Source organism: Bradyrhizobium jicamae (assembly GCF_018130215.1).
Classification (GTDB): Bacteria; Pseudomonadota; Alphaproteobacteria; order Rhizobiales; family Xanthobacteraceae; genus Bradyrhizobium; species Bradyrhizobium jicamae_A.
The window spans coordinates 33860-60762 of record NZ_JAFCKQ010000048.1 but is presented as its reverse complement, the minus strand read 5'-3'; the positions used below and the strand labels follow the sequence as shown (position 1 = coordinate 60762).

The 26903-nt window shown below is 64.5% G+C and carries 21 protein-coding genes, 3 tRNA genes and 1 pseudogene; 16 read left to right on the top strand and 9 right to left on the bottom strand.

Annotated features, from left to right (window positions below; genetic code table 11):
* Positions 1–583 precede the first annotated feature (583 nt).
* Positions 584–2890, top strand: coding sequence for a PAS domain-containing sensor histidine kinase (locus JQ586_RS33150; protein ID WP_249148501.1), 2307 nt, complete (start codon positions 584–586; stop codon positions 2888–2890).
* Between the two features lie 166 nt (positions 2891–3056).
* On the opposite strand, the gene glnA is transcribed toward JQ586_RS33150, so the two are convergent.
* Together glnA and JQ586_RS33140 are read right to left on the bottom strand one after the other, a co-directional pair.
* On the bottom strand, positions 3057–4466 hold the full coding sequence (glnA, locus tag JQ586_RS33145) for a type I glutamate--ammonia ligase (protein ID WP_212398840.1): 1410 nt from the start codon (positions 4464–4466) through the stop codon (positions 3057–3059).
* 150 nt (positions 4467–4616) lie between these two features.
* The gene (locus tag JQ586_RS33140; protein ID WP_044542445.1) at positions 4617–4955 is read right to left on the bottom strand and encodes a P-II family nitrogen regulator; all 339 of its coding nucleotides are present in this window, start codon (positions 4953–4955) and stop codon (positions 4617–4619) included.
* A 390-nt stretch (positions 4956–5345) separates the two neighbouring features.
* On the opposite strand from JQ586_RS33140, the gene JQ586_RS33135 reads away from it, so the two are divergent.
* From JQ586_RS33135 to JQ586_RS33120, 4 genes are all read left to right on the top strand, one after another.
* Positions 5346–6845, top strand: coding sequence for an NAD(P)H-hydrate dehydratase (locus tag JQ586_RS33135; protein ID WP_212398839.1), 1500 nt, complete (start codon positions 5346–5348; stop codon positions 6843–6845).
* 19 nt (positions 6846–6864) lie between these two features.
* The gene (locus tag JQ586_RS33130; protein ID WP_212398845.1) at positions 6865–7296 is read left to right on the top strand and encodes an N-acetyltransferase; all 432 of its coding nucleotides are present in this window, start codon (positions 6865–6867) and stop codon (positions 7294–7296) included.
* Entirely contained in the window at positions 7293–7823 is a 531-nt protein-coding gene (locus JQ586_RS33125) for a GNAT family N-acetyltransferase (protein WP_212398838.1), read from the top strand. Before JQ586_RS33130 ends, JQ586_RS33125 begins: the two co-directional genes overlap by 4 nt.
* 893 nt (positions 7824–8716) lie before the next feature.
* Positions 8717–9550: a tetratricopeptide repeat protein gene (locus JQ586_RS33120; RefSeq protein WP_212398837.1), complete on the top strand. Its 834-nt coding sequence runs from the start codon at positions 8717–8719 to the stop codon at positions 9548–9550.
* A 27-nt stretch (positions 9551–9577) separates the two neighbouring features.
* On the opposite strand, the gene JQ586_RS33115 is transcribed toward JQ586_RS33120, so the two are convergent.
* The 3 genes from JQ586_RS33115 to JQ586_RS33105 form a co-directional block, all read right to left on the bottom strand.
* Entirely contained in the window at positions 9578–10285 is a 708-nt protein-coding gene (locus JQ586_RS33115) for a hypothetical protein (protein ID WP_212398836.1), read from the bottom strand.
* A 108-nt stretch (positions 10286–10393) separates the two neighbouring features.
* On the bottom strand, positions 10394–11479 hold the full coding sequence (locus tag JQ586_RS33110; RefSeq protein WP_212398835.1) for an enolase C-terminal domain-like protein: 1086 nt from the start codon (positions 11477–11479) through the stop codon (positions 10394–10396).
* A 17-nt stretch (positions 11480–11496) separates the two neighbouring features.
* Positions 11497–12822 carry a multicopper oxidase domain-containing protein gene (locus tag JQ586_RS33105; RefSeq protein ID WP_212398844.1) on the bottom strand — a complete coding sequence of 442 codons (1326 nt, stop codon included), beginning with the start codon at positions 12820–12822 and terminating at the stop codon, positions 11497–11499.
* A gap of 135 nt (positions 12823–12957) precedes the next feature.
* Between JQ586_RS33105 and JQ586_RS33100 the strand changes: the two genes are divergently transcribed.
* The 5 genes from JQ586_RS33100 to lon all read left to right on the top strand — a co-directional run bounded on the left by JQ586_RS33100 (position 12958) and on the right by lon (position 19916).
* A tRNA-Leu gene (locus JQ586_RS33100) sits at positions 12958–13042 on the top strand.
* Between the two features lie 167 nt (positions 13043–13209).
* A complete protein-coding gene (tig, locus tag JQ586_RS33095) occupies positions 13210–14571 on the top strand; it encodes a trigger factor (protein WP_212398834.1) in 1362 nt (453 codons plus the stop codon).
* 250 nt (positions 14572–14821) lie between these two features.
* On the top strand, positions 14822–15457 hold the full coding sequence (locus JQ586_RS33090) for an ATP-dependent Clp protease proteolytic subunit (RefSeq protein WP_076857756.1): 636 nt from the start codon (positions 14822–14824) through the stop codon (positions 15455–15457).
* A 456-nt stretch (positions 15458–15913) separates the two neighbouring features.
* Positions 15914–17188, top strand: coding sequence for an ATP-dependent Clp protease ATP-binding subunit ClpX (gene clpX / locus JQ586_RS33085; RefSeq protein WP_024515407.1), 1275 nt, complete (start codon positions 15914–15916; stop codon positions 17186–17188).
* 301 nt (positions 17189–17489) lie between these two features.
* On the top strand, positions 17490–19916 hold the full coding sequence (gene lon, locus JQ586_RS33080) for an endopeptidase La (RefSeq protein WP_212398833.1): 2427 nt from the start codon (positions 17490–17492) through the stop codon (positions 19914–19916).
* A 59-nt stretch (positions 19917–19975) separates the two neighbouring features.
* Here the strand turns inward: lon and JQ586_RS33075 are convergent, their stop codons facing one another.
* Entirely contained in the window at positions 19976–21187 is a 1212-nt protein-coding gene (locus tag JQ586_RS33075) for an MFS transporter (protein ID WP_212398832.1), read from the bottom strand.
* A gap of 1 nt (position 21188) precedes the next feature.
* Positions 21189–21857: a GntR family transcriptional regulator gene (locus JQ586_RS33070; RefSeq protein WP_212398831.1), complete on the bottom strand. Its 669-nt coding sequence runs from the start codon at positions 21855–21857 to the stop codon at positions 21189–21191.
* A 130-nt stretch (positions 21858–21987) separates the two neighbouring features.
* On the opposite strand from JQ586_RS33070, the gene JQ586_RS33065 reads away from it, so the two are divergent.
* From JQ586_RS33065 to JQ586_RS33045, 5 genes are all read left to right on the top strand, one after another.
* Complete coding sequence (locus JQ586_RS33065) at positions 21988–22392, top strand: GFA family protein (RefSeq protein WP_212398830.1); 405 nt, start codon at positions 21988–21990, stop codon at positions 22390–22392.
* 56 nt (positions 22393–22448) lie between these two features.
* A tRNA-Val gene (locus JQ586_RS33060) sits at positions 22449–22523 on the top strand.
* 202 nt (positions 22524–22725) lie between these two features.
* Entirely contained in the window at positions 22726–23031 is a 306-nt protein-coding gene (locus JQ586_RS33055; RefSeq protein WP_249148500.1) for a hypothetical protein, read from the top strand.
* A gap of 16 nt (positions 23032–23047) precedes the next feature.
* A complete protein-coding gene (locus JQ586_RS33050; protein ID WP_212398829.1) occupies positions 23048–23353 on the top strand; it encodes a YciI family protein in 306 nt (101 codons plus the stop codon).
* Positions 23353–24210, top strand: coding sequence for a class I SAM-dependent methyltransferase (locus JQ586_RS33045; protein ID WP_212398828.1), 858 nt, complete (start codon positions 23353–23355; stop codon positions 24208–24210). Before JQ586_RS33050 ends, JQ586_RS33045 begins: the two co-directional genes overlap by 1 nt.
* Positions 24211–24434: 224 nt before the next feature.
* On the opposite strand, the gene pepT is transcribed toward JQ586_RS33045, so the two are convergent.
* Entirely contained in the window at positions 24435–25691 is a 1257-nt protein-coding gene (pepT, locus tag JQ586_RS33040; RefSeq protein ID WP_212398827.1) for a peptidase T, read from the bottom strand.
* 133 nt (positions 25692–25824) lie between these two features.
* Positions 25825–26136: pseudogene (locus JQ586_RS33035) on the bottom strand (HU family DNA-binding protein); the annotation flags it as partial.
* A gap of 314 nt (positions 26137–26450) precedes the next feature.
* On the opposite strand from JQ586_RS33035, the gene JQ586_RS33030 reads away from it, so the two are divergent.
* Positions 26451–26527 (top strand) — tRNA-Asp (locus JQ586_RS33030).
* The last annotated feature ends 376 nt before the right edge of the window (positions 26528–26903 follow it).

Here is a 26903-nt window from a genome sequence, read left to right as displayed (position 1 = left end):
AAAGCACGGGGGTAGGACCACAGGTGTAACCGGGAACAACCCGGCTTTCCCCGCGCGATGGGTTACGGCTTATACTTGCTCTCCCCGGTGAGACTGGGCTTTTTTGTCACCGCTTTCGCAAAGATGCTTGCGCACGCTTCACGAGAGGACACCTGCCACCAGGGCGTCAGGCCTGCACGATTTCGCCGTCCGCCTCATGCGCTCTCGTCAGTCACGCATGCAGCGTCCACCGCATCCCACCACAACGTTCGTGACGATCGCGAGCGCCCCTCGATCGGGTGAGACGGCAAATTCTATATACTGATTTGCCGTTACGATAAACCGAAATATTTTTACCGCGCTCCCTTGCGCCGTCGGGCAAATCAGTGCCAGGGGGCGAGGCTTTGACTGTCCGGCGCGATGCCCCGCATCGACCAGGGTCCCGGGAATCGCGCACTCCGTAATTCTACGGGTGCGAAATTGGGCGGAACTCGGCTAAGCAACACCGCAGCAAGCTGTCGGATATTGCCCGGCGCCGGCGATCCCTAGCCGCAGACTACCTCCCATTTCCTTCGGTGCCACGGATCACGATGAGTTGGTCGGGATGAATTTGTCGGGCCGCCTGGTGCTCGGGATGGCGCCTCCCGTGGTGGCGATCCTGCTTGCGCTGGGGTTGAGCGATGGCGTCGCATCGCCGGGACTTCTGCTCGGCGCGGGCGCCGTTGCGGTGCTGCTGGTGGTGGTGATGGCGATCATGACTGGCCGCTCATTGTCGCGGCCGCTCGGCGCGATGACGCGGGCGGTGGAGGGATTGTCGCGCGGCGAGCCGGTGCCGATGCCCTCGGGCGGCGGGCCCGAGATCGCGGCTCTCGCGGCCGCGCTGGGCGAACTGTCCGCCCAGTTCGATACGAGGCAGAACCTGCTCGAGAAGACCGTCGAAAGCATCCGCGATCCGGTCGTTGTCGCCGACCAGGGCGGAGTGGTCGTGATCGCCAACGCCGCCGCGCGCTGCATGTTCGGCGTCGAACCCGGCTTCGACAGCCTCACCGGCGTCCGGACTTTCCAGTGCTTCCAGGCCGACGGTGAGACCGAGATGCCGATCCCGGAAACCCCGCTGGCGCGCGCGCTGCGCGGCGAGACCGTCGACGATCTCGAACTGATCGTGCGACAGCGGCAACCGGCACCCGAGGTCTGGCTGCTCGCCAATGCCCGGCCGCTGCGCGACGATTCCGGCCGCCTCCGCGGCGCCGTGTCGGTGCTTCGCGACATCACCGCGCGGCGGCGGGCGCATCGAGCGCTGGTCGAGAGCGAGCAGATGGCGCAAGCCATCGTCAGGACCGCGCTCGATGCCTTCGTCCAGACCGACCAGGACGGTCTCGTGCTCGACTGGAGCCCGCAGGCCGAGGCGCTGACCGGGTGGACGCGATCCGAAACCGTCGGCCGCCGGCTGGTGGAGCTGGTGTTTCCGGAGGAGCTGCGGGCGGCGCACCGGCAGCGGATCGAGCGCTTCCTGCAGGAGGTCGCGGCCGGCGGCATGGGCATGCGCTACGAATCCGCGGCCGTGCACCGCGACGGCCACCGGTTCTTCGTCGAGGTGTCGCTCAGCGCGCTGCGGCGCGGCGCCGGCTACATCATCAATGCCTTCGTCAGGGACATCACCCAGCGCCGGATCGCCGAGGAGCAGCTGATCCAGGCGCAGAAGATGGAGTCGGTCGGGCAGCTCACCGGCGGCATCGCGCACGACTTCAACAACATGCTGACGGTGATCACGGGCACGATCGAGATCCTCGCCGAGGGCGTCAGGGACGACCCGCAGCTTGCCTCGATCGCCAGGATGATCAGTGACGCCGCCGATCGCGGCGCGCAACTCACTTCGAGCCTGCTGGCATTCGCCCGCAAGCAGCCGCTGCAGCCGACCGAGACCGACGTCAACGCACTGATCGGCGATGTGGTGCTGCTGTTGGCGCCGACGCTCGGCTCACGGATCGAGATCATGACGGAGCTCGGACGCGATGCGTGGTTGGCGTTCGTCGACCGCAGCCAGCTCAGCGCCGCGCTGGTCAATCTCGCCATCAATGCGCGCGACGCGATGCCCGAGGGCGGCACGCTGACCTTTGCCACCCGCAACATCCAGCTCGGGATTCCCGACGCAGTGGCGCGCGGCGTCGAGCGGGCCGGTGATCATCTCGTGATCGAGGTCAGCGACACCGGCGTCGGGATTTCGGCCTCGCACCTGGAGCGGATCTTCGATCCGTTCTTCTCCACCAAGGAGGTCGGGCAGGGCACCGGGCTCGGACTCAGCATGGTGTTCGGCTTCGTCAAGCAGACCGGCGGCGGGATCGAGGTCAAGAGCAGCGAAGGGCGTGGCACGATGTTCCGGATCTACCTGCCCAAGGCCGACGGCACCGCGCCGCGCCTGGCCGAACCGGACGATCTGCCGGTCCGCGGCGGCAACGAGACCATTTTGTGCGTCGAGGACGACGCCGTGATCCGCGACTACGTCACCGGCCAGCTGGAAAGCCTCGGCTACAAGGTGCTGGTCGCGGCGAATGCGGATGCGGCGCTCCAGATCGTCAACGACGGCACCGCGTTCGATCTTTTGTTCACCGATATCGTGATGCCCGGGCGCATGAACGGCCGGCAACTGGCCGAGACGCTGATGGCCGGGCGCCCGACGCTTCGCGTGCTGTTCACCTCGGGCTACAGCGACGGCGCGCTGCCGACGCAGGGGCGCACCGGCCACGGCATTCCGCTGCTGACCAAGCCGTACCGGCGCAACGAGCTGGCGCGGATGCTGCGGCGCTGCCTCGACCTTGCCGTCGACGTGCAGGGCGATCCGGTGCCCCTGCCGTACTCCGTGCAGCCCGATCTCGCGCGCTTCCTGCGTGACAATCCGCCTGACGGGACGTAGGTCGCAGCTATTGCCGCGTCATTGCGGGCGGAGCGAAGCAACCATGTCGCCGCAAGCGGACATGCTGATTGCTTCGCCGCATCGTTCCTCGCAACGACGGGGTGGTTCGTGCAAAACAAAAGGCGCCCCGTTTGGAGCGCCCTTCGCATTTGCGGTGCCGTGAAGCTTACAGCGAGTAGTACATCTCGAACTCGACCGGGTGCGGGGTCATTTCGAAGCGCTCGACCTCGGTCATCTTCAGCTCGATGAAGGCGTCGATGAAGTCGTCGTCGAACACGCCGCCGTGCTTGAGGAAGGCGCGGCCCTTGTCGAGGTGTTCCAGCGCCTCGCGGAGCGAGCCGCAGACGGTCGGGATCTGCTTCAGCTCTTCCTTCGGCAGATCGTAGAGGTCCTTGTCCATCGCCGGACCCGGATCGATCTTGTTCTTGATGCCGTCGAGGCCGGCCATCAGCATCGCGGCGAAGGCGAGATAGGGGTTGGCCATCGGGTCCGGGAAGCGGACCTCGACGCGCTTGGCCTTCGGGTTCGCCGTGTAGGGGATGCGGCAGGAGGCCGAGCGATTGCGTGCGGAATAGGCGAGCAGCACCGGCGCCTCATAGCCGGGGACCAGACGCTTGTAGGAGTTGGTCGACGGGTTGGTGAAGGCGTTGATCGCCTTGGCGTGCTTGATGATGCCGCCGATGTAGTGCAGGCAGTTCTCCGACAGGTCGGCATATTTGTTGCCGGCGAAGGTCGGCTTGCCTTCCTTCCAGATCGACTGGTGGCAGTGCATGCCCGAGCCGTTGTCGCCATAGACCGGCTTCGGCATGAAGGTGGCGGTCTTGCCGTAGATGTGCGCGACCTGGTGGATGCAGTATTTGTAGATCTGCATCTGGTCTGCCATCAGCGTCAGCGTGTCGAACTTCATGCCGAGCTCGTGCTGGGCGGAGGCGACCTCGTGGTGATGCTTCTCGACCTTGACGCCCATCTTGGCCATCGCCCCCAGCATCTCCGAGCGCATGTCCTGCACCGAGTCCTGCGGCGGCACCGGGAAGTAGCCGGCCTTGGTGCGGATGCGGTGGCCGAGGTTGCCGCCTTCATATTCGGTCGACGAATTGATCGGCAATTCGGAGGAGTCGAGCCGGAAGCCGGTGTTGTAGGGGTCGGCCGAATAGCGCACGTCGTCGAACACGAAGAACTCGGCCTCGGGGCCGAAGAACACGGTGTCGCCCACGCCCATCGACTTCACCATCGCCTCGGCCTTCTTGGCGATGCCGCGGGGGTCGCGATTGTAGGGCTCGCCGGTGGTCGGCTCGAGCACGTCGCAGACGATGACCATGGTGGTCTCGGCGAAGAACGGATCGATCGTCGCGGTCACCGGATCGGGCATCAGGCACATGTCGGATTCGTTGATCGCCTTCCAGCCGGCGATCGAGGATCCGTCGAACATCTGGCCTTCGGAAAAGGTGTCCTCTTCGATCATGCCGACGTCAAAGGTCACGTGCTGCCATTTGCCGCGCGGATCGGTGAAGCGAAGATCGACGTATTTGACGTCGTTGTCCTTGATCGATTTCAGGACATCTTTGGCGGTCTTCATGAATACCCCTTTTGCTTACGGGACGGTTTCCAGCGCTCAGCGACTTTTATTCCCGCCGGTGGCGGGTTGGTGTGACGACACAAACGAAATCAGGCTGCCGAAGCAGCCTTTTTTCTCTTCTTCAGTCGCAGAATCCGGATAGCACCCGGCTCAGATAGCGTCCAGCCCGGATTCGCCTGTACGGATGCGGATCGCTTCCTCGATGTTGGAGACGAAGATCTTGCCGTCGCCGATGCGTCCGGTCTGCGCGGCGCGGCGGATCGCATCGATCGCCTTCTCGACCAGCTCGTCGCCGATCACGATCTCGATCTTCACCTTGGGCAGGAAGTCGACGATGTATTCTGCACCGCGATAGAGTTCGGCGTGCCCCTTCTGACGGCCGAACCCCTTGGCCTCGGTGACGGTAATGCCTTGCAGTCCGACCTCCTGCAGTGCCTCCTTCACCTCGTCGAGCTTGAAGGGCTTGATGATGGCTTCAATCTTCTTCACTGAGCGCCTCCCGGGCATTGCAGATTGCAGGGTCGTCTTTCGATGCGCGTGGGGCGCAGTCTGGTCGAAACTCTGGTCGAATCCTTCGTCGAATCTTCGTCGAATCTTGGGACTTCCGGCGCGGGGCCGAAAGCGCGCACAATGGACGCACGGGCGCCACTGCGAGCGGCTTCCTCAAAAGCAGGGTCTATGCCAAGTTGTTAAAGCCCCCGATTTTGGAATGTTATCAGCCTTTTAACGGGCAATCGGCTGATATCGAACCGCACGGCTTATGATATCCAAGCCTAGCGAATAGGCAAATAGATCAATCGGTGTGCAGTGGGGCGATGGAAACTCTGCCGGGGTAGCGGGAATTGCCTCTCGAAAAGGCGGAGAGATTGAGGATTCGGCATGGACGTCCTGACCACCAGCGAGATGGAGCGCGCAGACCGGCTCACGATCGCCGCCGGCACGCCGGGCTTTGCGCTGATGATGAGCGCGGGCCAGGCGGTCGCAGAGGCGGCGATGGACCTGGTCGAGGAGGGCCCGATCGTCGTGGTCGCCGGCCGCGGCAACAATGGCGGTGACGGATTTGTCGCCGCCGCCGAACTCGCCGCGCGCGGCCGCGAGGTCTCGGTCATCCTGCTGTGCGAGCGCGACAGCCTGCAGGGCGATGCGGCGCTGGCGGCGAAGGGCTGGAAGTTTCCGGTGCTGCCGTTCAACCCGCAGGCGCTCGGCAAGCCGGCGCTGATCATCGACGCGCTGCTCGGTGCCGGCCTCAACCGCGCGGTGAAGGGCGATCCGCTCGAGATGATTGCAGCCATGAACGCCAACGGCGCGCCGGTGCTGGCCGTCGACCTGCCGAGCGGCGTCAACGGCACGACCGGAGCCGTGATGGGCGCCGCCGTGCGGGCGACCGAGACCGTGACCTTCTTCCGCAAGAAGCCGGCGCATCTGCTGCTGCCGGGACGGATGCATTGCGGCCGGGTGCGGGTCGCCGATATCGGCATCGATCCGCAGGTGCTCGACGAGATCAAGCCACTGACCGCGGAGAATGTGCCGCACGCCTGGCGCTGGTCGTTTCCGGTGCCGCGGATCGACGGCCACAAATACGCGCGGGGGCATGCCGTGGTGGTCTCGGGCGATATCGCCTCGACCGGCGCGGCGCGGCTGGCGGCCCGCGGGGCGCTGCGCGCGGGCGCCGGGCTCGTGACACTGGCCTCGCCGCGCGACGCACTCGCGGTCAACGCCGCGGCGCTGACCGCGGTGATGGTGCGCCCGATCGACAATCCGATCCAGTTCGCCGAGCTGCTCGATGACAAGAGGCTCAATGCCTGCGTGATCGGCCCTGGTGCCGGCGTCAGCGCGCGCACCCGCGATATCGTCCACACGGCGCTTGACGCACGGCGCCACCTCGTGCTCGACGCCGACGCGCTGACGAGCTTTGCCGGGATGCAGGACCGGCTGTTCGACGCGACCAGGGCCGCCGATGGCCTCGGCGTGGTGCTGACGCCGCATGAGGGCGAGTTTCCGCGGCTGTTCAGCGATATCTCCAACAAGCATCCTGGCCGCTCCAAGCTCGAGCGCGTGCGCGCCGCGGCCGAGCGCTCCGGCGCGGTGGTGCTGCTCAAGGGGGCCGACACGGTGGTCGCATCGCCCGACGGCCGCGCCATGATCGCCGCCAATGCGCCGCCCTGGCTCGCCACCGCCGGCGCCGGCGACGTGCTGTCAGGCATCATCGCGGGCATGCTGGCGCAGGGCGTACCGGCCTTCGAGGCCGCCGGCATCGGCGTGTGGATGCATGGCGAGGCGGCGAGCGAGGCCGGCCCCGGCCTGATCGCCGAAGATCTCACCGAGGTGCTGCCCGCGGTGTTCCGCCGTCTCTATAACGAGTTCGGGATTGAGTATTAGGCAACTCGCACTGGACGACATGGACGCCGCCGCGCGCGTGCATCGCGCCGCCTTCGATCACGCGTTGCCATGGCTCGCCGGCCTGCATACGCCGGACGAGGATCGCTGGTTCTATCGCGAGCGGATGTTTGCGACGTGCATGCTGTGGGGCGCGTTTGCAGCTGATGTGATGACCGGCGTGATCGCGTTCCATGATGACTGGATCGAGCAGCTCTACGTGCTGCCATCAGCGCAGCACCACGGCATCGGCGGCGCGCTGCTGGAGGTCGCGAAGCGGCACTCCGACCGGTTGCAGCTCTGGACCTTCCAGCGCAACGCCGCCGCCCGCCGCTTCTACGAGGCGCGCGGCTTTCTGCTGGCCGAGGAGACCGATGGAGACCGCAACGAGGAGCAGGAGCCGGACGCGCGCTATCTCTGGACGCGCAATGGACGGCGAGGGGCGGGCGGATGATCGAAACGCCGCGGCTGCGATTGCATCGATGGGACGATCGGCATCGCGCTCCGTTCGCGGCGATGCATGCCGATCCGGAGGTGATGGCCGATCTGGGCGGGCCCATCGGCCCGCCCGAGAGCCAGGCGAAATTCGCGCGCTATGTCGCCGCCGAGCGCGATCACGGCGTGTCGCGATGGGCCGTCGAGGGGCGGGACGGTGCGTTCCTGGGCTATGCGGGCGTGATGCCCCGCTCGTCGAACGATCATCCGCTCGGCGCGCATTTCGAGGTCGGCTGGCGGTTCGTGCGCCTCGCATGGGGACAAGGCTACGCAACGGAAAGCGCTCGAGCCGCGCTGCTGCATGCCGTCGATCGGATCGGCATGCGCGAGATCCTGTCCTATGCGAGCCCGGACAACAAACGGTCGCAAGCCGTGATGGCGAGGCTCAATCTGATCCGCGATCCCGCGCGCGACTTCGTGACGCTGACCTCGCGCGGCGAAGCGTGGCGGGGACTGGTCTGGGTCGTGCCATCGCGCTTCTCGTAGCTCTGCACGTTGCAGGAGATCCAGGCCAACGCTGAATCGAAAAGGGTCACCACGCGAGTGACCCTTTCCTGCCGGTTGAAACAGGCTTGTAAAAACACATCCGTGAAAAAATGCTCTGCAAGTTATGGCAACGCCGGCAGAGATTGCATTACGACCATCGTCGCTCATTTGGGAGTCCGGACCAGTACGGTGTTCCTGCACCGGAACCAGCAGCACATCATGGCGACCGGAAGGAATCATCATCGCTATATTGGATGATCTATAACCGTTGGGGTGCGACGTTAACCTGTGTTACTGCCGGTTTCCTTGCGGCCGGCGTCGTGCCTGGCAACGTCGCTGGAAGTTCAAGGCCATGCGTCCGGGCACCTGGTTGGAAACAGCCTGAAACACAGGCTGCTGGCCTTGCTGCCAGCCAGGAGTCAACCCCGAATCATTCGTAATGATTTGGTCGTCCGACTGACATATGCTGCGTGCATTTCCACGCAGTGAGTTTGCCATGAAGTCCTTTTCTCAGACCCACACCACGGGACAATTGAAGTGGATCGCCATTGCCCGAGAACTTGCGTCTGGCGACCCGATCCGCTGTCCGTTTTGTGAGCTGGCGTACGTCCACGTGTTTGACAGCGCCAGGACGGAGACGACGATCGATAGCTGGGTGACCTGTCCGGCGTGCCACGAAGCAACCACCATCCGAACCGCAACATGAACCGATCTCGCTTCAGCCTTGTGGCGTTTGCGGCATAGGGCCGCGAGCGCGGCGCGGCGCGTCGCTGGAGCCATTTCCATCCCGATGGACTGGGAGGCAGGCTTTCACCCGCAATGGTTTGGGGTGGACGGTCGGTGGGGTGCAGGCTAAGGCTCATCGATCGTTTGCATCGCAAAGACATGACACCGTGAGTGGCAGACAGACCAGTTTCCTCGCCCAGGCCCTGCAACAAGGCGCCGGCGCGCTGCGCAGTCGGCGGTTCGACCTGGCCGAGCGGATCGCAGGCGACATCCTGAAGTCGAACCGCACCGACCGGAATGCGGTGCTGATCCTGGCGCACGCCCTGGTCGGGCAGGACCGGGCAGGCGAGGCGATCGCGCCGCTCGAAAGGATCGCACGCCGCAGCGATGACGGGGAAGTCGAGACGCTGCTTGGCGCGTTGCTCTGCAAGTCCGGACGCGCGGCGGACGGGATCGCGCAGTTGCGCCGGACGATCGCGCGTCGCCCGCCATATCTGCCTTCCTTTCAGGAACTCGCGGGTCAGCTGTCCAAAGCCGGTCAACTCGGCGAAGCCATCAGCGTCATCGAATCCGGCCTTGCCCTGGTTCCCGAGAGCGTCGATCTGAAGGTCGATCTGGGCCGGCTTCTTCACGAGAGCAACGAGTTCGCGAAGGCCCTGGAAGTCCTGACGATCGCTCGTGACGCCGCGCCGGGACGTCCGGACGTTCTGATCGAACTCGGGCGGGTCCTGATCCTCAGCGGCGACTACACGGCTGCCGCCGATGCGTTCCGCCACGTGCTCGCCCAGCGCCCGGACGACGGCTCGGTCCGCGCCTATCTCGCCACGTGCCTGCTCGAGCAGGGCGAGCGCGATGCCGGCGAGGCGGCTCTGCGCGCGGTCATGCGGGGCGGACCTCATTTGCTCGGACGAGCGGCCTTCGTGATGGCGGCGTCATCGCATGGCCGTTTCTTCTTCGACATGAGTGAGGCGACGAAGTTCCTGGGCGGGAAATCGACGTGAGCGGCTCCGGCGGAATCCCGTCGCCCCTCAGATCCTGAAATTTCTCCGGTAGAGATTGGGCTGCCGTCGCAGCTCCGACCGGAAATCGTTGACGCGCTTCTCGTCCTCCGCTGTGAAAGGAGACGACTGCGCGATCCAGTCGCCTCGCTTGACGGGAATGCATTGCGCGATCGGGGTCCCCTTGGGGAGGACACCGCTGAAACTCTTGTCGTGCCAGTACGCTGGAAAGTGCACCCAGGTGTCGGTGTAGACGTCGCAACTGACCAGCCCGCTCAGCGTGGTGAACGGCAGATCGAAGCGGTTGACGGGATGCGTGAAGTAGACGTCGTATCCTTCCGGCGCCTCGACGGTCCACAGATTGTGGAATTTCATGACGAAGCGGCCGGCTTCGAACAGCGGCGTGCCGGTGACCTGACCCGGATCGTGGAAGCCGATCGGCGAACGGGGAAACTCGACCGCGCCTCCGGGCGGGATGTCCTGGTCCCAGGTGATCTCGCCGTTCTCGACCCTCAGGTCGCAAACCAGCGGAATCAGGAAGCCCGAGGTCATCGCGTCGACGAAGGGCGGGCAGCGCTTGACGGTGTCCTCGTCGCGCAGATTGATCGAAGAGAAGGCCATCGCCGGCATCGCCTTGAGCCAGTCGGGGACACCCTGGGCGGCCGGTACGGGCGCCGGAATGAGCCCCTCGAGTTCTGCCGGGCAGCGAAATTTGAGCGTCAGTTTGTTGTCGGACATTGATCGTTCCAGCGCTCTGATCGGTAGTTGAGAAAGGCGCGTGTCAGCGTTAATCGCAGGCGCCTGCGTGCATGACAAGCGCCGGTCGGGGGTAGCAGGTTGTAGGTCCTAACTGACCAGATATTTCGTGATCGCCGGCTCGTTCCACTCGATGCCGAGCCCGGGACCGCGGGCGCTGACAGCGCCGTCGACGACCTCGGCAGGGTTCGCCAGGATCGTGCCTGCGAAGTCGAGGAATTCGAGCCAGTGCGCGGTCGGCGTAACCGCGAGCAGGTGGGAGCTGACCTCCGCGAACAGGTGGCTCGACATCGGGATCGACGCGGCGTCGGCCTGGCCCGCGACCTGGAGCCAGCCGGTGACGCCGCCGACCTTCATCACGTCGGGCATGATGAAGTCGGATGCGCCGGCCGCGATCGCCTCGGCAAAGCCGCGCGGAAACCACCAGTTCTCGCCGGCCTGGATCGGGGTCGGCGAGGCCTTGCGCACCCTGGCATGGCCGGACAGGTTTTCCTGCGGCACCGGCTCCTCGATCCAGTGCAGGCCGTAGGGCGCGAGCCGCGCAATGCGGCTGATGGCCTCGGCCGGATCGAGCGACTGGTTGAAGTCGATCATCAGCGCGATGTCGGGACCGAGCAGGGCGCGCACGCCCTTGACCACGCGCTCGTCATTGGCAGCGTCGCCGTCGCCGACCTTGATCTTGATGCCCTTGAATCCCTGGTCGAGTGATCGGCGCAGCGCGCGCTCGTCAGTCGCGGGATCGACCGCGCCGTAGCTGTCATACGCCTTGACCGGCTTGACCGAACCGCCGAGCAGCTCGGCCAGTGGCCGACCGGCTATTTGCCCGATCACGTCCCAATACGCCATGTCGAGGCCTGACACCGCCATGCCGACGAGGCCCTGCCAGCCGAGCAAGCGGAATTTCGCATCCATCGCCTTCATCAGGTCGAACGGCGCGACCGGCTTGCCGATCAACTCGCGGCCGATCTCTTCGATCAGATACACGAGAGGTTCAAGTGTCAGCCTGCTGTAGGCGAAGATGTAGGTGCGGCCGGTAACGCCTTGATCGGTCTCGACATCGATCAGGACCAGCGGACCGGAATCGATCACGCCGAAAGCGGTCTTAACAGGGCGCTTGAGCGGCACCACGACGCTTCGCGCCTTCACTCCGCGGATCGCTGCAACTGTCTGGCCCATGATGGTTTCCTCTCATGCTACTGGACACTGTACCATCGCAGAAGTCGCGGAGCGGCCCAATCGGTCGCCGCAGTCTCGATCAGATAGCGCCCCGGATATTCGGCGAGGAAGGCGATGCGCTGGGTCTGGCCGGGCTCTACCGCCAGCGTGTCGAGCCAGAAGGGCTTCCAGCCGTCATCGAGCCGGTCGAGCAGGCGGAAATGATGCCCGTGAAGGTGAAAGACGGTGGTGTCGGGCGCGCGGTTGATCAGGGCCAGCACCACGGGGCGGCCGGCCTTGACCTGGAACGCCGGCGCCGCCGATGGCTTGAACTCGGCCGCCTTCACCCAATCGGCAGACGCACCCAGCGCGAGTTCGATTCTGGCGGCGGCCTTGAGGTCGAGCTGTGCCGGCAGGTCGTTGCCGGGGAGCGGCGGGGCTGGCGCGAAGGGCGCGGGGCGAATCGCCGTGTCGGCCGAGACCGTCAACTTGCCAATGCCGCGGGCCTGCGTTCCGTCATGCAGCAGGATGGGGAAAGTCGTTCCGGCCGGCCCGACCGCATCGATAAAGACGTCGGTGCGATTTCCCGGCGCCAGCACCAGGGCACCGTTGCGGGCGGAAAACGGTTCAGCCGCCTGGCCGTCGATGGCCATCACCCGGACGTCGATGTTTTCCAGCTTCACGGCCAGCACGCTGCGCGGGCTGCCGTTGATAAAGCGGAGTCTGAGCCGGGTGTTGGCCGGAGCCGAAATCTCGAACGAGGTTTTGCCGTTAACTGTATGAATCGGCGTGGTATCTTTTGGGTCGGATCCCGGTGGAATCGCGCTCCCGTCAGCGCGCAGCCGCCACTCCTCGATCAAGAGGATCTCGTCGCGGTCGACCGCGACCGGCGAAGTGCCTGCAACGATCACGGGACGCGGCCGCACCGGCTTGTCGCCGCCTTCGCCCGGGAGGGCCAGGTCGCATAGGAAGGTTCCGGCGTGCCGCAGCGGGAGCTGGAAGCTGTCCTTTGCTCCGGCCGCGATCGGCATCCGGGAGGTCAGCGGCTCCGCCGCCGGGACACCATCGAGCCCGCGGCAATTCAGAGCCGCCGGCGCCGGCAGCTCGCTGTCGAAGGTCACATCGAGGGTCTCGCCGCGCCTGAAGCGAAGGTCGCCGCTGCCGAGTGACCAGACCGCGGTTTCGGGACCGCCCGGGCGCAGCGAAAGCCGCTCGGGTCTGGCCTCGAGCGTGACGGAGGTGCGCCCCTGAGCGAAGGCCGTGGCCGGGAGGACAGGACATAGCGCCGCGGCGCCGAGGCCGGCGATCAGGTCGCGTCGATTGAAGCGATTTATCGGGCTTGCCATCGGTCCGATGCGGACCATTTTCATTGGGGTCTGTCCAGCTGCGATGGGTCGCAGGCCGGTATGCAGAATCGGCCATTTTTTTGCTGCGAACCGGTGGGCCCATGTTATAAGCCCGCCGCCCGCGGCACCGCGGCCGGATTGGATGCTTTTCACGCGGGCGTGGCGGAACTGGTAGACGCGCTGGATTTAGGTTCCAGTGACGAAAGTTGTGGGGGTTCGAGTCCCTCCGCCCGCACCAAGCGCTTACCGCGTTTGCATGACGATTCCTTGGAGAACCTTGAGCCCCCTGGAGGGCCGCGGGTTCGCCGAACCACCGGCGTCAGGCTTTAACCGGCCGCACGTCGACTTGATTGAACACTGCCTCGGCCGCAAGGCTCGTGGCGAAAGCGGAAGAAGATTGACACCATGCAGGTCACCGAGACCCTCAACGAGGGACTGAAGCACGAATTCAAGATCAACGTCCCGGCATCCGATCTCGATGCCAAGGCGGATGCCAAGCTCGTCGATCTCAAGGACAAGGTCCGTCTCAACGGCTTCCGTCCGGGCAAGGTGCCGGTGGCGCACCTGAAGAAGGTGTACGGCCGGTCGGTGATGGCCGAGACCATCGACCAGACCATCAGCGACACCAACAAGAAGATCTTCGAGGATCACGGCTACCGCCTCGCGGGCGAGCCGAAGATCACGATGCCGACCGAGAAGAGCGAGGTCGACGAGTTGCTCTCGGGCAAGACCGATCTGACCTACACGGTCGCCTTCGAGGTCGTGCCGCAGATCCAGCTGGCGGACTTCAAGACCTTCTCTGTCGAGAAGCCGGTGGTCGACGTCTCCGACGCCGATGTCGACGAGGCCATCCTGCGTGTCGCCGAAGGCAGCCGTCCCTACAACGCCAAGTCCGAGGGTGCGAAGGCGGAAAAGGGTGACCGCGTCACCATCAACTTCAAGGGCACCATCAATGGTGAGCCGTTCGAGGGCGGCACCGGCGAGGGCATCCAGGTCATCATCGGCGCCGGCCAGTTCATCCCCGGCTTCGAGGACGAACTGATCGGCATCGGTGCGAACGAGACCCGCACGCTGAAGGTCGGCTTCCCGAAGAACTACCTCAATGACAAGCTCGCCGGCCAGCCGGCCGAGTTCGAGACCACCGCGACCCTGATCGAGGCGCCGGGCGAGGCCAAGATCGACGACGATTTCGCCAAGACGCTGGGCCTGGAATCGCTCGACAAGCTCAAGGAGCTCATGCGGGAGCGCCTGAAGGGTGAGTTCGCCGGCGCCACCCGCCAGCGCGTCAAGCGCGCGCTGCTCGATCGCCTCGACGAGAGCCACAGGTTCGAGGCTCCGCCGTCGCTGGTCGCCGAGGAGTTCAACCTGATGTGGACCTCGATCAAGGCCGAGATGGATTCCTCCGGCAAGACCTTTGCCGACGAGAACACCACCGAAGAGGCGGCCAAGGACGAGTACCAGAAGATCGCCGACCGCCGCGTCCGCCTCGGCCTCGTGCTGTCGGAGATCGGCGAGAAGAACAAGATCACCGTGACCGACGACGAGGTCTCGCGCGCCGTGATCGAACGCGCCCGCCAGGTGCCCGGCCGCGAGAAGGAAGTCTGGGACTACTACCGCAGCAACGCCCAGGCGCTGGCCCAGCTCCGCGCGCCGATCTACGAGGACAAGGTGGTCGACTTCATCCTGGAGCTTGCCAACGTGACCGAGAAGAAGGTCACCAAGGAAGAGCTGTTCAAGGATGAAGACGCCGAGAAAACTGCCGCTTAAACCCGGCACCTCGCGTTAATGATGAACTGCGAAAGCGTGGCCTGCGACGGACCTCCGTCGCTAGGCGCGCCGCCGCGAATCAGCTTGAACTCGGACCTTGTCATTTGGACCTGCCCAAATGGCTAGTCCCGGTCGGCTGGCGCCGGTCTTGCCGGCCGGAAATTGGCCTATATCTGGGTTGAGCTTTTCAAGTCGCCTAACCAGTTCGCCTAACCAAGTCCTGCATCACCCCTAACCCCTGGGTCTTCTCATGCGCGATCCCGTTGAAACCTACATGAACCTCGTGCCGATGGTCGTCGAGCAGACCAATCGCGGCGAACGCGCCTACGACATTTTCTCGCGCCTCCTGAAGGAGCGCATCATCTTCGTCACCGGTCCGGTGGAAGACGGCATGTCGACGCTGATCGTCGCGCAGCTGCTGTTCCTCGAGGCCGAGAACCCGAAGAAGGAAATCTCGATGTACATCAACTCGCCGGGCGGCGTGGTGACGTCGGGCCTCGCGATCTACGACACCATGCAGTTCATCCGCCCGCCGGTGTCGACGCTGTGCACGGGGCAGGCGGCCTCGATGGGCTCGCTGCTGCTGGCGGCTGGCGAAAAGGACATGCGCTTCACCCTGCCGAACTCGCGTATCATGGTGCACCAGCCCTCCGGCGGCTTCCAGGGCCAGGCCACCGACATCATGCTGCACGCGCAGGAGATCCTGAATCTCAAGAAGCGCCTCAACGAGATCTACGTGAAGCACACCGGCCAGACCTACAAGGCGATCGAGGATGCGCTGGAGCGCGACAAGTTCCTGACCGCCGAGGATGCCAAGGCCTTCGGCCTCGTCGACAAGGTGATCGACAAGCGTCCGGAAGACCCGGCATCGGCGAAGGCCGCCTAGGCGTTCCAGGCGTCCCAAACTGCGTCAAAAGGGGCGTCGACGTGACCTTCCACATTGACGCCTCACATAAGGGGCAAAAGCGGCTCAGGACTGGCCCACCGGTGCAGCGTACGGGGCAGCAGGTTCCGCTTTCGTGCTCATTGGCCGGCGTGGTAATCCCGCAACGATTGGCGGATTTCGACGCGTAATACACGTGCTAATGCTGGAAATCACGGTATTGTCACGGTCTTGAGCTGGCGGCCCGATTAGCGAATTCTTGATAGTCGGATGCCAGCATGGTTGGCTGTGACGCATCGGCTATGATCGCGGGAGATTCGAATAAACCGTGATTCGCACGGGCAGTACTGCGTAGGGTCTTTTTTGGTACGATATTTGCTCTATCTACCCTAAAGCCCGGTCTTGTGCCGGAATAGGGCGATCTGGCAAACGAGATCGAACGGCGGACGGAGATAATGAATGAGTAAGGTCGGCACGAGCGACTCCAAAAACACACTGTATTGCTCGTTCTGCGGCAAGAGCCAGCACGAAGTCCGCAAGCTGATTGCAGGACCGACCGTTTTCATCTGCGACGAATGCGTCGAACTCTGCATGGACATCATCCGTGAGGAGAACAAGTCCTCGCTGGTGAAGTCGCGCGACGGCATCCCGACGCCGAAGGAAATCTGCAAGGTGCTGGACGACTACGTGATCGGCCAGAGCCATGCCAAGAAGGTGCTGTCGGTTGCCGTCCACAATCACTACAAGCGGCTCAACCACCAGACCAAGCACAACGACGTCGAACTCGCGAAATCGAACATCCTGCTGATCGGTCCGACCGGTTCGGGCAAGACGCTGCTCGCGCAGACGCTGGCCCGCATCCTTGATGTTCCGTTTACCATGGCGGATGCGACAACGCTGACCGAAGCCGGTTATGTCGGCGAGGACGTCGAGAACATCATCCTGAAGCTGCTGCAGGCCGCCGACTACAATGTCGAGCGCGCGCAGCGCGGCATCGTCTATATCGACGAAATCGACAAGATCAGCCGCAAGTCGGACAATCCCTCGATCACCCGCGACGTGTCGGGCGAGGGCGTCCAGCAGGCGCTGCTGAAGATCATGGAAGGCACGGTGGCCTCGGTGCCTCCGCAGGGCGGCCGCAAGCATCCGCAGCAGGAGTTCCTGCAGGTGGATACCACCAACATCCTGTTCATCTGCGGCGGCGCCTTCTCCGGCCTCGAGAAGATCATTTCCGCACGGGGACGTTCGACCTCGATCGGCTTCGCGGCGCAGGTGCTCGCGCCCGAGGATCGCCGGACCGGCGAGATCTTCCGCCACGTCGAGCCCGAGGATCTCCTGAAATACGGACTGATCCCGGAATTTGTCGGCCGTCTGCCCGTCGTTGCGACGCTGGAAGACCTCGACGAGGCCTCGCTGAAGAAGATCCTGACCGATCCGAAGAACGCGCTGGTGAAACAGTACCAGCGGCTGTTCGAGATGGAGAACATCGAGCTGACCTTCGCCGACGAGGCGCTTGGCGCGGTCGCCCGCAAGGCGATCGAGCGCAAGACCGGCGCGCGTGGGCTGCGCTCGATCCTGGAGAGCATCCTGCTCGAGACCATGTTCGACCTTCCGGGGCTCGAAGGCGTCGAGGAAGTCGTGATCTCGCGCGAAGTGGTCGAGGGAACGGCCCGTCCGCTCTACATTTACGCGGATCGTTCCGACCGCGCCGTCGAGAGCAGCGCGAGCGCCTGACGGCGCCCGTCTCGACCCCTGTGAAAATGCACGGCTGCCGGGCGTCCCGGCGGCCGCTGTTGCATAGACACAACCCGCTGTTTCGCCTGAATTTACGGGCACTTCTCAGACTTGACACCCCTGTGCCCGATAGCCACCTAATGCTATCGGTGACCGGTCTCGTGCGTTGAGATTCGTCGCTTCACGATGCGGAATGAGCGGCTGCTGACGGCAATCTGATTCCGGATCATCAAGGCACCTTGTGGCGGTTGCGCAAGCAGGCGGGCTGCGGGCAAGGGGGCAAAACAAAAGGGAATAGGCCATGACGACTTCCAAACCCCGGCCATCGATCGTTCACGGCGAAAGCCATTCCTATCCGGTGCTGCCGCTCCGCGACATCGTTGTCTTCCCGCACATGATTGTGCCGCTGTTCGTCGGCCGCGAGAAATCGATCCGCGCGCTCGAAGAGGTGATGAAGAACGACGCGCTGATCATGCTCGCGACGCAGAAGAACGCGTCCGATGACGATCCGGCACCCGATGCCATTTACGAGACCGGTACGCTTGCCAGCGTCCTGCAACTGCTCAAGCTGCCCGACGGCACCGTGAAGGTGCTGGTCGAAGGCCTCGAGCGCGCGCGCGTCGAGAAATACTCCGAGCGGGCAGAATACTACGAGGCGACCGCAGTTGCGCTCGCCGACACCGACGCCAACTCGGTCGAGGCCGAGGCGCTGGCGCGTTCGGTGGTGTCCGACTTCGAAAGCTATGTGAAGCTGAACAAGAAGATCTCCGCCGAGGTCGTCGGCGTGGTCCAGGCGATCACCGATTTCGCCAAGCTCGGCGACACCGTCGCCTCGCACCTGGCCGTGAAGATCGCCGATCGCCAGGCCATCCTGGAAACGTTGTCCGTCACGCAGCGCCTGGAGAAGGTGCTCGGCCTGATGGAGAGCGAGATCTCGGTCCTGCAGGTCGAGAAGCGCATCCGCTCGCGCGTCAAGCGCCAGATGGAGAAGACGCAGCGCGAATACTACCTGAACGAGCAGATGAAGGCGATCCAGAAGGAGCTCGGCGACGACGAAGGTCGCGATGAGCTGGCCGATCTGGAGGAGAAGATCTCCAAGACCAAGCTTTCCAAGGAAGCGCGCGAGAAGGCCCAGCACGAATTGAAGAAGCTGCGCCAGATGTCGCCGATGTCCGCGGAAGCGACCGTGGTGCGCAACTACCTGGATTGGCTGCTGTCGATTCCGTGGGGCAAGAAGTCCAAGGTCAAGAAGGACCTCGAGGCCGCGCAGGCGGTGCTGGACTCCGATCACTACGGGCTCGAGAAGGTCAAGGACCGTATCGTCGAGTATCTCGCCGTGCAGTCGCGCGCCAACAAGCTGACCGGACCGATCCTGTGCCTGGTCGGGCCTCCCGGCGTCGGCAAGACCTCGCTCGGCAAGTCGATTGCGAAGGCCACGGGCCGCGAGTTCGTGCGCGTGTCGCTCGGCGGCGTGCGTGACGAGGCCGAGATCCGCGGTCATCGCCGCACCTATATCGGCTCGATGCCCGGCAAGATCATCCAGTCGATGCGCAAGGCGAAGACCTCGAACCCGTTGTTCCTGCTGGACGAGATCGACAAGATGGGCGCCGATTTCCGCGGCGATCCGTCGTCGGCGCTGCTCGAGGTTCTGGATCCCGAGCAGAACTCGACCTTCAACGACCACTATCTGGAGGTCGACTACGACCTGTCCAGCGTGATGTTCATCACGACCGCGAATACGCTGAATATTCCTGGCCCGCTGATGGACCGCATGGAGATCATCCGGATCGCCGGCTACACCGAGAACGAGAAGGTCGAGATCGCGCGCAAGCATCTGATCCCGTCAGCGATCTCAAAGCACGGCCTGGATTCCAAGGAATGGTCGATCGACGACGACGCCTTGCTGTTGATGATCCGCCGCTACACCCGCGAGGCGGGCGTGCGTAACCTGGAGCGTGAGCTCTCGACACTCGCCCGCAAGGCGGTGAAGGAGCTGATGATCTCCAAGAAGAAGTCGGTCAAGGTCACCGAGAAGAACATCGAAGAGTTCCTCGGCGTTCCGAAGTACCGCTTCGGCGAGATCGACAGCGAGGATCAGGTCGGCATCGTCACCGGGCTTGCCTGGACCGATGTCGGCGGCGAGCTGCTGACCATCGAAGGCGTGATGATGCCCGGCAAGGGCAGGATGACGGTCACGGGCAATCTGCGTGACGTGATGAAGGAATCGATCTCGGCGGCGGCGTCCTATGTCCGCTCGCGCGCGATCGTGTACGGCATCGAGCCGCCGCTGTTCGATCGCCGCGACATCCACGTCCACGTGCCTGAAGGCGCGACCCCGAAGGACGGTCCGTCGGCGGGCGTCGCGATGGCCACCGCGATCATCTCGGTCATGACCGGCATCCCGGTCCGCCACGATGTCGCGATGACCGGCGAGATCACGCTGCGCGGTCGCGTGCTGCCGATCGGCGGTCTGAAGGAGAAGCTCCTGGCTGCCGCGCGCGGCGGCATCAAGACGGTGCTGATCCCCGAGGACAACGCCAAGGATCTCACGGAGATTTCCGATGCGATCAAGGGCGGCATGGACATCATCCCGGTCTCGCGCCTGGATGAGGTCATCGCCCGGGCGCTGGTCCGTGTGCCGACGCCGATCGTCTGGGAAGAGGACACCAAGGTCGACGTCAAGCCCGACGCGTCCGATGAGGCGTCCGGCGGCCTGACGGCGCACTGAGCGAAGATCGACAGAGATGGAAAACGGCGCCTTCGGGCGCCGTTTTTGTTTTTGCGACGTCAGCGCTTCCGTTCGACCAGCCAATTGCCGATCGCGCCCAGCGCCATCAGCACGCTGGTCCCCAAAAACACCGCGCGCATGCCGATATGGCCGCCGACGAAACCGCCGGCCAGCGGCCCGATCACCTGGCCGGCATATTGCGCCGACACCGAATAACCCAGCATGCTGCCGGTGACGGCGTCTGGGACGTTATGCCTGATCACGCTCGCGATGCACGGCAACAGGCCACCGAGCGCAAGCCCCATCAGGAAGCGGAGCAGGATCAGTTGCCAGCCTGAGACCACGAAGGCCTGCGGGATCAGCAGAAGCGCCGAGACCGCAAGGCAGATGATGATGATCCGCCAGTGTCCGACGCGATCGGCGAGCTTGCCGAGATGGGACGACGACAACAGGCTGCCGAACGCCGCCGCCGACATCACGAGGCCGGCGACGAACGTCACCTGCGGCGCCTCGACCAGCTGTGCGACATAGACCGTGATGATCGGCTCGATCGACATGTTGGCGACCATCAAGAGCAGGCCCGTCACCCACATCGCCGCCACCGGTCGCTTGTCCGGTACGAGTGCCCAGCCGCCACGCGATTTGCCGCCGCGCGCTGCCTTCGGCGGCGCGCCTTCGCGGATCAGGAAGGTGGTTCCGAGGAAGGTGATGAAGATGACGCCGCCGATCAGGAAGAAGGTCGTGCGGATCCCGATCAGCGGCGGCAGCACGCCGCCGATCAGCGGGCCGACCAGGCTGCCGGCCATGATGCCCGCGGACAGCACTCCGATCGCCCAGCCGGACCGCGCCTTCGGCGTTTGTGCCGCGACCAGCACCGTCGAGCCCGAGGCGTAGCCGCCGAGCAGGCCGGTCAACAGGCGCAAGCCCACCAGCTCGTAGACGTTGTGCGCCATGCCGATCAGCGACATCGCAACTGCCATGCCGAGGCTGGCGCGGATCAGCATCAGCTTGCGGCCGTAACGGTCGGCGAGCCGTCCCCACAAGGGCGCGGTCAGCGCGGCGCTGAAGAAGGTTGCGCCATAGGCGACGCCTGACCACTGCACGATCGCGGCATGATCCGACACCCCAAGCTGCTCGACATAGAGCGGCAGGAACGGCAGCAGCAAAGTCATGCCGACGATCGTGGTGAACGAGCCGAACACGCAAACGATCAGGTTGCGCCTCCAGGGGCCGGCGTCCAGGGCGGCCTCGCGGTCGATGTGCGCGTCCATGTCAGCGCAGTCCGATCACGGCGAAACCGCGCGCCTTCAGGCCGCGGCGATCCTCGTCCAGCGAGCGGAGCAGGCGGTCGCGGGTGTCGCCGATATGGTCGGCGGCTTCGCGCGCGGCTGCGTCGGGCTGGTTGCCCGCGATGAATTTGAGGATGCGGCGATGCTCGCTCCAGGCCTGCTCGCGCGACGGCTCGGTCCACACCTCGAGCCAGCGCGCCCGTGACAGGCGGGTCATCGCCCCCTCGATCGCCTTGACGATGAACGGGTTGCCCGAGAGGCGCGCGATCTCGACATGGAAATCGGTGCCGACGCGGTGCCATTCCTCGCGTGGCGCACCGGCCTGGCAGGCATCCAGCATCGCTTCGACGGCGGCGATGTCGGCTTCGCTCGCCCGGGCGCAGGCCAGCCGCACCGCAGTCGTCTCCAGCGGCACGCGGAACTCGGCCAGCGCCTTGAGCTCGCCGAGGTCGATGGGAGCTACGATCCAGTTGCGCCCGTCGCGGCGGACCAGGTCTTCACCTTCGAGCCGCACCAGCGCGGCACGGATCGGCGTGCGCGAGCCCTCGAAACGGCTCTCCAGCCAACGCTCGGTCAGCCGCTCGCCGGGGCCGAGATCGAGCGAGAGGATCATCTCCCTGATCTGGTCGTGAATCTGGAGCATTTGGGACATTGGGGACTCGATGCGAGGATGGATGTGTCGGGCTAATATCCCAATTTGGTATCCCAAAAAAGCCAATTTTGGGATACCAAAAAGCATGGCAGCTGGGCGCCTTTCAGGTGACCGGGAAGGGAGGATCGCGATGCAGATCGACGGGCAATGTCACTGCGGCGCCGTGACCTATCGGGCGGACGTCGATCCCGAGCGGGTTTCGGTCTGCCACTGCACGGACTGCCAGGCGCTGACGGGATCGCCGTACCGGGTCACGGTGATCTGCGATGCCGCGCAGGTCCAGTTGAGCGGGCTGGCGCCGAAGATCTACGGCAAGACCGGCGACAACGGCCGGACCCGCTTCCAGCATTTTTGCGGCGATTGCGGTTCCCCGCTGTTCACCAGCGGAGAGGATGGCGGACCCGACGATTGGGGAATCCGCTGGGGCAGCATCCGCCAGCGCAGCCAATTGACGCCGCGCCGCCAGATCTGGTGCCGCTCGGCCGCACCCTGGATCGACAACCTCCGCGGATTGCCGGGGCGCGAGATGGATTGAAGTTCGGCGACCTTGCACCACGGGGGCAGGCGAGGCTAAAGAGGCGCGGCAGGTGCGGGCGGTTAGCTCAGCGGTAGAGCACTGGTTTTACACACCATTGGTCGGGAGTTCGATCCTCTCACCGCCCACCATCCTTCGCTCCTGTCGGGCTGCGGCTTGGCAGGCCAACCATCGCGGACTTTCACCACGAACACGCGTTGGCGGGGCGAAGGCGGACCGTTCCGTCAATCATCGCGCCGCGCCGGTCGCGCGTCATATCTTCGTCATCCTGCACGGGATTGGTACCGCCCTGATCGCAATGCTATTCTCGCCTGCAGAACCGGGAGCCTCTCAATGCGCAAAGTCGTCGTCGCCTTCATGTTTGCCGTCACCGCGGGAGCTGTCCTGATCGCCCGCCCCGTTCTGGCGCAGGATCACGTTCAGAAATATCGCGAGGAGGACAAGGAGAAGACGCCGGCGCAGGAGGAAGCCGACAAGCGGGCCCAGCGCGCCTATCAGCGTTCGCTCAATGCGGTTCCGGACCAGAAACCTGTCGACCCCTGGGGGATCGCCCGGCCCGAGAACAGCACGCCGAAGGCGGCACCCAAGAAGACTGCCGCACCGAAGCAGGCCAAGCCCAAGGACGCCGCCGCCAACTGATCCACGAGAGCGGCCGATGAAATATTACGTCTGCCGATTGACCGGTCCGCGTCCGACCTTTCCGCAGGACATCACGCCGGAAGAGGCCGTGATCATGCAGGCGCATACCGCCTATTGCGCCGAGTTGCTGCGGGCCGGCAAGGCGCTCGTGTTCGGGCCGGTGGCCGATCCCGCCGGAGCCTGGGGCCTCGGCGTCCTGCAACTGCCCGACGATGCCGATCCGCAAGACATCGTCGCCAACGATCCCACGATCAAAGCCAATGCCGGCTTCACCTACCAGGTGATGCCGATGCTGCGCGCAGCCACGAAAGAGACCTGCTGATGGAAGCCTCCCACGGTCACGAGCGGAACGCCGACCAGATTGCGTATTGGAACGGACCGGGCGGCCAGCGCTGGGCCGATCGCCAGGCGGTGCAGGACATTGTGCTGAAGCCGGTGCTCGACGTGCTGCTCGATCGCGCCAGGCCACGAGCGGGCGAGCATGTTCTCGATGTCGGCTGCGGTAGCGGTGCCTCGACGAAGGCGTTCGCGAGCAAGGTCGAGCGGTCCGGCCGCGTGCTCGGTATCGACGTCTCGGAGCCGATGCTGGAGCGCGCCCGGCAGTCGACGCCAAAAGAGGCGCCGGTCGACTACGCACTTGCGGACGCGACCATCTATCCGTTCGATCCGGCGAGCTTCGACCTGCTGGCATCGCGCTTCGGCGTGATGTTCTTCGCCGAGCCTGCGGTCTCCTTCGCCAATCTCCGCAAGGCCCTGAAGCCGACGGGACGGCTCGCCTTCGCCTGCTGGCAGGAGCCGCGCCAAAATCCCTTCTTCATGGCGCCGTTGCAGGCGGTCTACAAGCACGTGCCGAAGCTGCCGCAACTCGGGCCCGAGGATCCCGGACCGTTTTCGTTTGCCTCGGAAGCGCGGGTGAAGCGGATCCTCGGCGAAGCCGGATTTTCCGCCATCGCCATGGAGCCGAGCGCGCTCGAACTCGACATCGCGGTCGGTCGCGGCATCGACGCCGCCATCCAGGGCGCGCTCGAGATCGGCCCGGCCAGCCGCGCGCTGGACGGACATCCCGAGGACGTGCGGGCCGCCGCCGTCGCCTCGATGCGCGAGGCATTGTCGCACTATGCGAAGGGCGATTCCGTGTCGCTGCCGGCTGCGATCTGGATCGTGACGGCGCGGGCCTAGAGCATGATCCGGAAAAGTGTGTAGCGGTTTTCCCTCGCGACAAACGCGGAACGCGTTTGCGCGGAGATCATGCTCAAAACGAAGAACCAAAGCGCGATGACGATTCAGCCTCATCTCATCGCGCTTTAGTCACCGCGGCGTCATTGCGAGCGAAGCGACGCACAAAATTGCTTTGCAATCTTGTCGCGAGACCTCGCCATGAACGGTGAGGAGCCGGCTCTTCCTTACGCCCGCTCTTCCCAGATCATCGCCAGATGCACGATGGTCTGCACCGCCTTTTCCATGTCCTGCCGGCTGACCCATTCCAGCCGCGAATGGAAGGCGTGCTCGCCCGCAAAAATGTTGGGGCAGGGCAGGCCCATGAACGACAGCCGCGATCCGTCGGTGCCGCCGCGGATCGAGCTCTTCACCGGCTTGAGGCCGGCGCGCTGGATCGCCTCGATCGCGTAATCGACGATCTCGGGGTGACGATCGATCACCTCTTTCATGTTGCGATACTGCTGCTTGACCTCCATCCGCCAGGTCGAGCGCGGATAGGATTTCATGACGTCCTTCACGATCGTCTCGAGCAGCGCTTCCTTCTGCTTCAGGCCGTCCTCGGTGAAGTCGCGCACGATGAGGTCGATCCGCGCCTTTTCCAGCGCGCCCGAGATCGCGACCGGATGCAGAAAGCCTTCCTTGCCTTCTGTGGTCTCCGGAGAGCAGGTGTCCTTCGGCAGGCGATCGACGATCGCGGCCGCAATCTTGATCGCGTGCTCCATCTTGCCCTTGGCAAAGCCGGGATGGGTCGCGACGCCTTCGATGGTGATGCTGGCACCGTCGGCGGAGAAGGTCTCGTCCTCGATATGGCCGGCGCTCTCGCCATCCATGGTGTAGCCGAAATCGGCTTCGAGTTTCCTGATGTCGACCTTGTCGACGCCGCGGCCGATCTCCTCGTCCGGCGTGAACAGGATCTTGATGGTGCCGTGCTTGACCTGCGGATTGGTGACCAGGAAATGCGCGGCATCCATGATCTCGGCGAGGCCGGCCTTGTTGTCGGCCCCGAGCAGCGTGGTGCCATCTGACGTGACGATGTCATGGCCGATCTGGTCCGCCAGCGCCTCGTGCTCGGCGGCGCGGATCACCTGCGAAGGGTCGCCGGGCAGCACGATGTCGCCTCCGCGATAGTTGCTCACGATCTGCGGCTTGACGTCCTTGCCGGTGCAGTCGGGCGAGGTGTCCATGTGCGAGCAGAAGCAGATCACCGGCACTTTCTTGTCGGTGTTGGCCGGGATCGTCGCGTAGACGTAGCCGTGCTCGTCGAGATGGGCGTCCGATATCCCGATCGCCTGCAACTCGCTGACCAGGACGCGGCCGAGATTCTTCTGCTTTTCGGTGGACGGGCAGGTCGGCGAATCCGGATCCGACTGGGTGTCGATCACGACATAGCGCAGCAAGCGCTCGGTGACGGTGTGCTTGAAATCGAGGACCGGTGCCAGCATGAAGACCGCGCAAGGTAAGGGAAGGGTCTGATTCAATCAGAACACAGGCCCGCGGTTTCTAAAAACAAAAAGCGCCGTCCCGGAGCCGCGTCGCGAGCCGGAATGGCGCTTCTTTTGGCCGGATGCCGGGCGCCTAGACGGCTTCCTTGAGCTCCTTTGCGGCGCGGAAGGCGACCTTCTTGCTCGCCTTGATATGGATCTGCTCGCCGGTCGCGGGGTTGCGGCCCATACGGGCGGCGCGCTTGCGGACCTGGAGGATGCCGAGGCCGACGATGCGGATGCGCTCGCCCTTCTTCAGGTGCTTGGTGATCCGGGTGACCATGTCGGTCAGGATCGCCTCGGCCTGCTTCTTGGACAGCTCCTGGTCCTCGGCGATGGCCGCCGCAAGGTGCTTCAGCGTGATGGTCGCCGGGGTCGCTGCTTTCTTCGCCATGTGTGGCCCTCCTTGTTGCTGATTGGCTGGGGTGGCGCTTTCGCGCGAATGGCGTGCCGTTCGCGCCGGGAAACACGTCCGGATGAGTCCCGAAACGGCCGGTTCTGACAAGGGCAGCCGTCACGCCGGTGTCAGGAACCCGGACGTAGCAGGCCTTATTCGATTCGGGGCTTTGCTGACTACGCTGTTTTGCCTGAAAACAGGCCACAAGTCGCACCGGCGGCACAAAATCGCCAGTCCCGCGCTGACATCGGCAACCTCCTTGACTAACGGGATGCGGGCCTTTATGCCCTCGGTCCTGCGCGGATCAGTCCTGATCGGCATCCGCGGGAGTAGCTCAGTTGGTTAGAGCGCCGCCCTGTCACGGCGGAGGCCGCGGGTTCGAGTCCCGTCTCTCGCGCCATCATTTCAATGGCTTAGCGCTTCTCCCATCATTCAACGTGTCGCAAGGGGCATCGCTGCGACACTTTTGCATACCCTCGTTCCGGGCACCTCGTTCCGGGCACTTCGCGCCAGAGCGGAGTTGGAATAGGGGCGGGCGGCGATATGCCGATCGCCCGCCCCAACGGCCCTGTCGCGCCAACACGGCTCACAGCACACCGCCGCAGGTCCAGAACAGCGGCGTGGCGCCGAACAATTCGGCGCCGCAGTGGAGCCGAGCGCCACTCATGCTCAGCGAGGTAGGTTGCGTGTCGGCGCGACTGCCGAGCAAATGCGGATGGAATCTTCTGCAACTTATGGGTGAGGCGGCGTTGATCGGAGGAAGCGTGAGCAGCAGC